A 10,575-nucleotide genomic window follows, 5' to 3' on the forward strand; every position below is an offset into this window, starting at 1 on the left:
AAGGCGGTCTGCAGGCCATGATGCTGGCCATTTCCGCCTTGCCCACCACCATCGCCGAAATTCTCGGCATGGCCGACAAGATCGCGGCCGGCGAGATGCAGATCTCGGAAGCCGTGGATGGCTTTGTCGCCGAAGACGAGGCCGACGACTACGTGGCCGAGGAAGACTTCGACGAGTTCGACGAAGACGACGACGACGATGGCAACGGCGGCTCCAAGGCCCTGACCAAGAAGCTCGAGGAGCTGAAGCTCGCGGCGCTGGAGAAGTTCGGCCACCTGCGCACCCACTTCGACAAGATGCGCAAGGCCTTCGAGAAGGAAGGCTACAAGTCGGCCTCCTACGACAAGGCCCAGCAGGCCATCAGCGACGAGCTGATGACCATCCGCTTCACGGTCAAGACCATCGAGAAGCTCTGCGACATCCTGCGCTCGCAGGTGGATGACGTGCGCCGCTACGAGCGCGAGATCCGCAAGATCGTGGTGGACAAGTGCGGCATGCCGCAGGAGCTGTTCATCAAGACCTTCCCGCCCAATGTGCTGAACCTGAAGTGGTCCGAGAAGGAAGCCACCGCCGGCAAGCCCTACAGCGCCGTGCTGGGCCGCAACCTGCCCGCCATCCAGGAACTGCAGCAGAAGCTGATCGACCTGCAGGCCCGCGCCGTGGTGCCCATCGAGGACCTCAAGGAGATCAACCGGCGCATGAACGAGGGCGAGAAGGCCTCGCGCGATGCCAAGAAGGAAATGATCGAGGCCAACCTGCGTCTCGTGATCTCCATCGCCAAGAAGTACACCAACCGCGGTCTGCAGTTCCTGGACCTGATCCAGGAAGGCAACATCGGTCTGATGAAGGCGGTGGACAAGTTCGAATACCGCCGCGGCTACAAGTTCTCGACCTATGCCACCTGGTGGATCCGTCAGGCCATCACCCGCTCAATCGCCGACCAGGCCCGCACCATCCGCATCCCGGTTCACATGATCGAGACGATCAACAAGATGAACCGCATCTCGCGCCAGCACCTGCAGGAGTTCGGCTATGAGCCGGACGCCCCGACGCTGGCCGAGAAGATGGAGATGCCCGAGGACAAGATCCGCAAGATCATGAAGATCGCCAAGGAGCCGATCTCCATGGAAACGCCGATCGGCGACGACGACGACAGCCACCTGGGCGACTTCATCGAGGACACGAACAACGTGGCCCCGGTGGAAGCCGCGATGCAGGCCGGCCTGCGCGACGTGGTCAAGGACATCCTGGACAGCCTGACCCCGCGCGAGGCCAAGGTGCTGCGCATGCGCTTCGGCATCGAGATGTCCACCGACCACACGCTGGAAGAAGTGGGCAAACAGTTCGACGTGACCCGCGAGCGCATCCGCCAGATCGAGGCCAAGGCCATCCGCAAGCTCAAGCACCCGAGCCGCTCGGACAAGCTGCGGACCTACCTCGACAACATCTGACGCCCGTCAGCACGGTGCCGGGCAGCGCGCTAAACTGCCCGGCACATGGCGACCATCAAGCGCATCACCGTTCTTTTTGCCGACTTCCGCGGCAGCACGGCCCTGTATGAGGCCCTGGGCAATGCCCAGGCCAGCTCGGTGGTCTCCGAACTGATGCGCCCCCTGGTGCGCTGTATCCCGGCCTGCGGTGGTCAATTGGTCAAAACCCTGGGTGATGGCTTGATGGCCGTCTTTCCGAACAGCCTGGATGCCGTGGTCGCCGCGGTGCAAATGCAGGAAGAACTCGAGCGCCTGCCGCCCCGCGCCCTGGATGAGGGCCGGACCGGCCTGCCCCACCTGCAGGTGGCGATCACCGCCGGGGAAGTCGTGGAAATGGGTGGCGACTGTTTTGGCGATGCGGTCAATGTGGCCGCCCGCCTGCTGGAACACGCGGGCGATGGCGAACTGCTGGTCAGCCGCGATGTCCACGATGAACTGGACTGGGAGGCGCGCTCCCGATTTCGCCGGCTGGACCGCGTGCATCTGCGGGGTCGCAGTGAGCCGGTGGAGATCTTCCAGTTCAGCCGACAGACCGGCCCGGACACCCAGGTCACCCAGCTGGAGGAAGCAGGCGACCCGAACGAAGTCCAGGGCCTGGAATTGGTATGGGCCGGAGGCATCCACACCTACCACCGCGACGAACTGCCTCTGATCCTGGGCCGCGCGGCGGGGGCCCATCTGATCATTGACGACGTCCGTGTCTCGCGCAGCCATGCCCGAATCGAACTGCAGGGCGGCGCCCTGCAACTCACCGACCTCAGCATCAACGGCACCTTCGTGCGCTTTGCCGGCGAGGATGAGGTGATCAGCCTGCGTCGCGGCAGCTGTACGTTGCATGGGCGCGGGCAGATCGGCCTGGGCGGCTCGCCCAACGACCCATCGGCCCCGGTGGTGTCCTTCGACCTGCTGAGCGACCCCCCCGAGCGCATCGAGACCCTGCCCCTGTTCAACTGACCGGACCGCCCTGCGTCAGGACGGCCGACGACCGCCCCACCATGAGCACCTCTCCCACGCTCGCCTTCCAGCACGGACAGCCGGCGCCGATCGGCATCCTGCTGATCAACCTCGGCACCCCGGACGCCCCCACGGCCGACGCCGTGCGCCGCTACCTGGCCCAGTTTCTGAGCGACCCGCGGGTGGTCGAGATCCCCAGACTGCTCTGGAAGCCCATCCTCCACGGCATCATCCTGCGGGTGCGCCCGGCCAAGTCGGCCCGCAAATACGCCACCGTCTGGACCCCCGAAGGCTCGCCCTTGCTGGTCTGGACCCGCCGGCAGGCGGCGGCCTTGCAGACCCGGCTGGCCCAGGCACATCCCGGCAGCCAGGTGCTGGTGGAGCCCGCGATGCGCTACGGCCAGCCCTCGGTGGATCAGGGCCTCGAGCGGCTGACGGCCGCCGGTGCACGCCGCATCCTGGTGCTGCCCGCCTACCCACAGTATTCCGGCGCCACCACCGGCAGTGCCTTTGACGCCGTGGCCGCCTGGGGCCAGGCCAGCCGCTGGGTGCCCGAGCTGCGCTTTGTCGGCCAGTACCATGACGATCCCGCCTACATCCAGGCCCTGGCCAGCAGCATCCGGCGCCAGTGGGCCACACTGGGCGAGCCGGACGTGCTGGTGACCAGCTTCCACGGCATGCCCGAGCGCACCCTGCACCTGGGCGACCCCTACCACTGCCAGTGCCACAAGACGGCCCGGCTGCTGGCCGAGGCCCTGAGCTGGCCGCGCGAGCGGCTGCGGGTCACCTTCCAGAGCCGCTTTGGCAAGGCCAAGTGGCTGGAGCCGGCCACCGAGCCGACATTGGAGGCCCTGGCCCGCGAGGGCAAGCGGCATGTGCAGGTGGTCTGCCCCGGCTTCTCGGCCGATTGCCTGGAGACCCTGGAAGAGATTGCCCAGGAGGGGCGTGCCGCCTTTCTGGCCGCGGGCGGCCAGAGCTTCCACTACCTGGCCTGCCTGAACGACAGTGACGACGGCATGGCCGCCCTGCAGGCCGTGGTCGAGCAGCATCTGGCCGGCTGGACGCTGACCCCGCGCACGGACGCCGAGCGGGAGGCCAGCCGCCAGCGCGCCCTGGCCCTGGGGGCGGCGCAGTGAAGCTGAACCAGCTGGCGCCAGAGGTGCATCATGGCTGAGCCGCGGGCCGAACTGACCGGCGTGCGGCTGGACAAGTGGCTGTGGGCGGCGCGCTTCTTCAAGACACGCGCGCTGGCGGTCGAGGCCATCGGCAAGAACCGGGTGGAGGTGAATGCCCAGGCCGCCAAACCGGGCCGCGAGCTGCGCCCGGGCGACACCCTGCTGCTGCGCGAGCCCGGCATGCCACCGCGCGAGCTGCGGGTGCTGGGGCTCAGCCAGGTGCGCGGGCCGGCACCGGTGGCCCAGCAGCTCTACGAAGAAACCGCCAGCAGCCTGTCGGCCCGGGAAGCTGCCCGGGAGGCCCGTCGCCAGGGCGTGGAGCCCGCCCAGACCCTCACCCAGGGCCGGCCGACCAAGCGCGACCGGCGCCAGCTCAGCGACTGGAACCGCTGGAGCGCCAGCGTGGACGACGAGTCCGCCTGAAAATATTTCTGGCGGCAGGGTCTTGAAAAGGCCTGGGGCACCCCCAAGTCGCGGGCAGTCCTGAACTTTTCAGACCCACCCATGACCCCGAACGAGACGACACCCGAGCCCCAGGCCCCTGCCACCGCCGCCCCGGAAGCGCCTTCTCCGGAGGCCCGGCTGGCCGAACTGGAGGCCAAGCACACCGAGATGTCGGACGCTTACCTGCGCGCCAAGGCCGAGGCCGAGAACGTCCGCCGCCGCAGCGAGGAGGAAATCTCCAAGGCCCGCAAGTTCGCGGTGGAATCCTTCGCCGAGAGCCTGCTGCCGGTGAAGGACAGCCTGGAGGCCGCCATCGCCATGCCGGATGCCCCGGTAGACAAGGTGCTCGAAGGCGTGCACGCCACCCTGCGCCAGCTGGCTTCGGCCCTGGAGCGCAACAAGGTGCTGGAGGTGAACCCGCCGGCCGGCACCCGCTTCGACCCGCACCAGCACCAGGCCATCAGCATGGTGCCCGCCGAGCAGGAAGCCAACACGGTCGTCGCCGTGCTGCAGAAGGGCTACTTGATCGCCGACCGCGTGCTGCGCCCCGCCCTGGTGACGGTGGCTGCGCCGAAGTAAGGCAAACCCCAAGAATCCCGGCCGCCGGTGCCTTGAAATGCCGGCCGCCACCCGCAATTGCCGGTCAACCGGAAACGAATTCAGGAGAAACACACATGGGCAAGATCATTGGCATCGACCTGGGCACCACCAACTCGTGCGTGGCCATCATGGAAGGCAACTCGACCAAGGTGATCGAGAACTCCGAGGGCGCGCGCACCACGCCGTCCATCATCGCCTACCAGGAAGACGGTGAGGTGCTGGTGGGCGCCTCGGCCAAGCGCCAGGCCGTGACCAACCCGAAGAACACGCTGTATGCCGTCAAGCGACTGATTGGCCGCAAGTTCGTCGAGAAGGAAGTCCAGAAGGACATCAACCTGATGCCCTACACCATCGCGGCCGCCGACAACGGCGACGCCTGGGTGGAAGTGCGCGGCAAGAAGATGGCGCCCCCGCAGGTCAGCGCCGAAGTGCTGCGCAAGATGAAGAAGACCGCCGAGGACTACCTGGGCGAAGCCGTGACCGAAGCCGTGATCACGGTGCCGGCCTACTTCAATGACGCCCAGCGCCAGGCCACCAAGGACGCCGGCCGCATCGCCGGTCTGGAGGTCAAGCGCATCATCAACGAGCCCACCGCCGCGGCCCTGGCCTTCGGCCTGGACAAGGGTGGCAAGGGCGACCGCAAGATCGCCGTCTATGACCTGGGCGGCGGCACCTTCGACATCTCGATCATCGAGATCGCCGACGTCGATGGCGAAATGCAGTTCGAAGTGCTGTCGACCAACGGCGACACCTTCCTGGGTGGCGAAGACTTCGACCAACGCATCATCGACTACATCATCGGCGAGTTCAAGAAGGAATCCGGCGTCGACCTGACCAAGGACGTGCTGGCCCTGCAGCGTCTGAAGGAAGCCGCCGAGAAGGCCAAGATCGAGCTGTCGAACTCCTCGCAGACCGACGTCAACCTGCCGTACATCACGGCCGATGCCACCGGTCCGAAGCACCTGAACGTCAAGCTGACCCGCGCCAAGCTGGAAAGCCTGGTCGAGGAGCTGATCGAACGCACCATCGAGCCCTGCCGCACCGCCATCAAGGATGCCGGCGTGAAGGTCTCCGAGATCGACGACGTGATCCTGGTCGGCGGCATGACCCGCATGCCCAAGGTGCAGGACAAGGTCAAGGAGTTCTTCGGCAAGGAGCCGCGCAAGGACGTGAACCCCGACGAGGCCGTGGCCGTCGGCGCCGCCATCCAGGGCCAGGTGCTCTCGGGTGAGCGCAAGGACGTGCTGCTGCTGGACGTCACCCCGCTGTCCCTGGGCATCGAGACCCTGGGCGGCGTGATGACCAAGATGATCAAGAAGAACACCACGATCCCGACCAAGTTCTCGCAGGTGTTCTCGACCGCCGACGACAACCAGCCGGCCGTGACCATCAAGGTGTTCCAGGGCGAACGTGAGATGGCTTCGGCCAACAAGAGCCTGGGTGAGTTCAACCTGGAAGGCATCGCCCCGGCCCCGCGCGGCCTGCCCCAGATCGAGGTGACCTTCGACATCGACGCCAACGGCATCCTGCACGTGAGCGCCAAGGACAAGGGCACGGGCAAGGAAAACAAGATCACCATCAAGGCGAACTCGGGCCTGACCGAGGATGAGATCCAGAAGATGGTGAAGGACGCCGAGCTCAACGCCGCCGAGGACGCCAAGAAGCTGGAGATCATCCAGGCCCGCAACCAGGCGGATGCGATGGTTCACTCGGTCAAGAAGAGCCTGGCCGAGTACGGTGACAAGCTGGACGCTGGCGAGAAGGAGAAGATCGAGGCCGCTCTGAAGGACGCCGAGGAAGCGCTCAAGAGCGACGACAAGGCCACCATTGAAGCCAAGACCGAAGCCCTGATGACCGCCAGCCAGAAGCTGGGCGAAAAGATGTACGCCGACCAGCAGGCGGCCCAGGCTGCCGCCGGTGGCGATGCCGCCGGGGCCCAGCCGGGTGCGGAAGCGCCCAAGGCCAATGCGGACGACGTGGTCGACGCCGAGTTCAAGGAAGTCAAGAAGTGATCGGCACGGTCGGGCACAGCGGCCCGGCCTCATGTCGCGCCGCGCCTGGCGCGCAGCTTGCTGCTGCGCTCCGGTGCGGCGTCTCCATTTCAACGCGTTGAGTTCCGTTCATGGCAAAGCGTGATTACTACGAAGTTCTGGGACTGGCCAAAGGGGCCTCCGAGGACGAGATCAAGAAGGCCTACCGAAAGCTGGCCATGAAGCACCACCCTGACCGCAATCAGGGAGACGGTGCCAAGGCCGCTGAAGAGAAGTTCAAGGAGGCCAAGGAGGCCTACGAGATCCTCTCCGACGAGCAGAAGCGCGCGGCCTACGACCAGTACGGCCACGCCGGGGTGGACCCCAATGCCGGCGGCTTCCGCGGTGGCCCGGGTGCGGAAGGCTTTGGCGGCTTCGCCGAGGCCTTTGGCGACATCTTCGGCGACATCTTCGGTGGCGCGGGTGGCGCTGGTCGTCGGGGAGGCCAGCAGGTCTACCGAGGCAACGATCTCAGCTATGCGATGGAGATCACGCTGGAAGAGGCCGCCAACGGCAAGGACACGCAAATCCGCGTGCCAAGCTGGGACAGCTGCGAAACCTGCGGCGGCACCGGTGCCAAGCCCGGCACCAAGTCCAAGACCTGCGGCACCTGCGGTGGTTCCGGCACGGTGCACATGCGCCAGGGCTTCTTCAGCGTGCAGCAGACCTGCCCGCATTGCCACGGCACCGGGAAGATCATTCCCGAGCCCTGCACCAGTTGCAACGGCGCCGGCAAGATCAAGCGCCAGAAGACGCTGGAGGTGAAGATCCCGGCGGGCATCAACGAGGGCATGCGCATCCGCTCGGCCGGCAACGGCGAGCCGGGCAGCAATGGCGGCCCCCCCGGGGATCTCTACATCGAGATCCGCATCAAGCCGCACGACATCTTCGAGCGCGACGGCGATGACCTGCACTGCACCATCCCGGTGCCGATCACGACGGCAGCGCTGGGCGGTTCGGTGGAGGTGCCCACCCTGTCCAGCACCCTGGAGATCGAGCTGCCGGAAGGCACGCAGCACGGCAAGACCTTCCGCCTGCGGGGCAAGGGCATCAAGGGCATCCGCTCGTCCTACCCCGGCGACCTGTACTGCCACATCACGCTGGAGACACCAGTCAAGCTCACCGAACACCAACGCAAGCTGCTCAAGGAGCTGGACGAATCGCTCAAGAAAGGCGGCGACAAGCATTCCCCCAACAGCAAGAGTTGGACGGACCGGGTCAAGGACCTGTTCAAGTGACGTACAACACTCCGCGCTGAGCTTTGCCCACCGTCAGGGACACCCTTTGGGGTGTCCCTTTTTTCTTCGAGCCGCAGCAGGGGAAACGGCCCCTGCCAAATCAGAACAGCGCGATCTGAGTGGGTGCACCAGCTTCGTCTTGCCCTTTCGAGGCCCTGGCCGGCGCCTCGAAGCGGCTGTCATCCAGCGGCGTGCGCTGCTGCACCAAGCCATGGCGGCGGCAGGCGGCAGCGAACCGCTGCCTCATCATGTCGGCCCAGACCCCTTCGCCGCGCATGCGATGCCCGAATCGGGCGTCGTTGACCTTGCCCCCCCGCATGTCGCGCAGCCGGGCCATGACCCGGCCTGCGCGCTCGGGAAAATGGGTGCCCAGCCATTGCTCGAACAGCGGCGCGACCTCCCAGGGCAAACGCAGCGGAATGCTGAAGCCGGAACTCGCACCCGCAGCGGCAGCGGCCTCGACGACACGTTCGATGTCAGGCTCGTTGAGGAAGGGGATCACGGGCGAGACGCTCACGCCCACAGGAATGCCGGCCTGCGTCAGCGCGGACATGGCTTCCAGACGCCTCAGCGGGCTGGCCGCGCGCGGCTCCAGGATCCGCGCCAGGGCCGGATCCATCGTGGTGACCGACAGATAGACCGCCACCAGCCCCTGTGCCGCCAAAGGAGCCAGCAGGTCGATGTCGCGCATGATCCCGGCCGACTTGGTGATGATGGAGAAGGGGTGTCGAAACTCTGCCAGCACCTCGATGAGGGAGCGAGTGATCCGCAGCTGCCGCTCTGCCGGCTGATAGGCATCGGTCACGGAGCCGATGTTCAACGCCACCGGCCGATACCCAGGCTTGCTCAGGGCCTGCCGCAACCGCTGCGCGGCATTGACCTTGCCCACGATGTGGGTCTCGAAATCCAGCCCCGGTGACAGCCCCAGATAGCTGTGCGTGGGACGGGCATAGCAGTAGATGCAGCCGTGCTCACAGCCCCGGTACGGGTTGATCGACAGGTCGAACCCGACATCGGGGGAGTCGTTGCGGCTGAGGATGGAACGGACCTGCTCCTCCACGACCACGGTGGCGGGTGCTGCCGCTTCCTCGCTCCGCAGACGGTCGTCTTCGAGCCCGCCCCAGCCATCGTCGGCCTCCTGGCGGGTCTGCCCATCAAAGCGCGGCTGGATGCGCCAGACCGTGCCCCGGCCCTTCTGGCCCACAGGCGCGGCAGCCGGAGGTGAGGAACGGGTGGAAGACATACTGTATTTTCATACAGTACCTCTACTCCCACAATCCCCCCCCTGAGGCGAAGGGGCTTCAGTACTCGCCGTAGTTGGCTTCGGGCGCCAGGTTGTCGAACTTGGTCGACTGCTTCAGGAAGGCCAGCTTGACCGTGCCGACCGGACCGTTACGCTGCTTGCCGATGATGATCTCGGCCACGCCCGGTTCCTTGGATTCCTTGTTGTAGTACTCGTCGCGGTAGATGAACATGATCACGTCCGCGTCCTGCTCGATGGCGCCGGATTCGCGCAGATCGGACATCATCGGCCGCTTGTCGGTGCGCGTTTCCACGCTGCGGTTGAGCTGGGACAGCGCGATCACCGGGCAGTGCAGCTCCTTGGCCAGGGCCTTCAGGCTTCGGGAGATCTCCGACAGTTCGGTGGCCCGGTTCTCGCCCGACGACGCATTGCTGCCGGTCATGAGCTGCAGGTAGTCGATGACGATCAGGCCCAGCTTGCCGCATTGGCGGGCCTGGCGCCGCGCCCGGGCCCGCAGTTCCGCCGGGTTCAGGCCAGGCGTCTCGTCGATGAACACCGCGGCCTTGGACAGGCGGTCCACCGCCTCGGTCAGGCGGGCCCATTCATCGTCCTTCAGCGCGCCGGTGCGCAGGTGCTGCTGGTCGATGCGCCCCAGCGAACCCACCAGACGCAGCGCCAGCTGGTTCGCACCCATTTCCATCGAGAACACCACCACCGGCAGGCCCTCGTTGACCGCCACGTTCTCGGCGATGTTCAGCGCGAAGGCGGTCTTGCCCATGGAGGGGCGGGCCGCCAGGACGATCAGGTCGCCGCCCTGCAGGCCCGCAGTCATACGGTCCATGTCGTAGAAGCCGGTACGCACCCCGGTCACCTCCTCGGCGCCGTTCTCAGCCAGCTCGGTGACCCGGTCGATCAGGTCCATGACCAGCTTGTCCATGCTGTGGAAGCCGACCTTGGTCCGTTGCCCCTCTTCCGCGATCTTGAAGATCTTGGTCTCAGCCTCATCCAGGATGGCCGAGGCCGCCTTGCCCTGCGGGTTGAAGGCCTGGGTGGCCACCTCGTCGGACACCGCGATCAGCTTGCGCAGCACCGCCCGCTCGCGCACGATCTCGGCGTAACGGCGCATGTTGGCCGCGCTGGGCACGCTCTGCGCCAAGGCGTTCAGGTAGTTCAGCCCCCCGCACTCCTCGGCCTTGCCCAGGGCCTGCAGCTGCTCGAAGACCGTGATCACGTCGGCCGGCTTGCTCGCCCCGATCAGGGTGCCGATGGCACCGAAGATCATGCGGTGCTCGTAGCGGTAGAAGTCCCCTTCGCCCAGCACATCGGCCGCGCGGTCCCAGGCGCCGTTGTCCAGCAGCAGGCCACCCAGCACGCTCTGCTCAGCCTCGTTCGAGTGCGGCG

9 protein-coding genes are annotated in these 10,575 nt (G+C 66.3%); 7 read left to right on the plus strand and 2 right to left on the minus strand.

Features of this window, described 5'->3' with window-relative positions:
• The 7 genes from rpoD to dnaJ form a co-directional block, all read left to right on the plus strand.
• A partial coding sequence (gene rpoD, locus I73_RS15255) for an RNA polymerase sigma factor RpoD (protein WP_022981407.1) occupies nucleotides 1-1,451 on the plus strand: 1,451 nt, incomplete at its 5' end.
• Nucleotides 1,452-1,496: 45 nt separating this feature from the next.
• A complete protein-coding gene (locus I73_RS15260; RefSeq protein WP_022981408.1) occupies nucleotides 1,497-2,444 on the plus strand; it encodes an adenylate/guanylate cyclase domain-containing protein in 948 nt (315 codons plus the stop codon).
• 41 nt (nucleotides 2,445-2,485) lie between these two features.
• Nucleotides 2,486-3,580: a ferrochelatase gene (gene hemH / locus I73_RS15265; protein WP_022981409.1), complete on the plus strand. Its 1,095-nt coding sequence runs from the start codon at nucleotides 2,486-2,488 to the stop codon at nucleotides 3,578-3,580.
• 30 nt (nucleotides 3,581-3,610) lie between these two features.
• On the plus strand, nucleotides 3,611-4,042 hold the full coding sequence (locus tag I73_RS15270; protein ID WP_022981410.1) for an RNA-binding S4 domain-containing protein: 432 nt from the start codon (nucleotides 3,611-3,613) through the stop codon (nucleotides 4,040-4,042).
• A gap of 81 nt (nucleotides 4,043-4,123) precedes the next feature.
• Nucleotides 4,124-4,642: a nucleotide exchange factor GrpE gene (gene grpE / locus I73_RS15275; protein ID WP_022981411.1), complete on the plus strand. Its 519-nt coding sequence runs from the start codon at nucleotides 4,124-4,126 to the stop codon at nucleotides 4,640-4,642.
• A 95-nt stretch (nucleotides 4,643-4,737) separates the two neighbouring features.
• Nucleotides 4,738-6,675, plus strand: coding sequence for a molecular chaperone DnaK (dnaK, locus tag I73_RS15280; protein ID WP_022981412.1), 1,938 nt, complete (start codon nucleotides 4,738-4,740; stop codon nucleotides 6,673-6,675).
• A 110-nt stretch (nucleotides 6,676-6,785) separates the two neighbouring features.
• Nucleotides 6,786-7,931, plus strand: a complete 1,146-nt coding sequence (gene dnaJ, locus I73_RS15285) for a molecular chaperone DnaJ (protein ID WP_022981413.1) — start codon at nucleotides 6,786-6,788, stop codon at nucleotides 7,929-7,931.
• 100 nt (nucleotides 7,932-8,031) lie between these two features.
• Here the strand turns inward: dnaJ and I73_RS15290 are convergent, their stop codons facing one another.
• Together I73_RS15290 and dnaB are read right to left on the minus strand one after the other, a co-directional pair.
• A complete protein-coding gene (locus I73_RS15290; RefSeq protein WP_234409521.1) occupies nucleotides 8,032-9,135 on the minus strand; it encodes a PA0069 family radical SAM protein in 1,104 nt (367 codons plus the stop codon).
• 97 nt (nucleotides 9,136-9,232) lie between these two features.
• Nucleotides 9,233-10,575 (minus strand): replicative DNA helicase (gene dnaB / locus I73_RS15295; protein ID WP_022981415.1); only part of this gene is annotated, 1,343 nt, incomplete at its 5' end.

It is taken from the genome of Ideonella sp. B508-1 (assembly GCF_000333615.1).
Taxonomy (GTDB): Bacteria; Pseudomonadota; Gammaproteobacteria; order Burkholderiales; family Burkholderiaceae_C; genus Ideonella.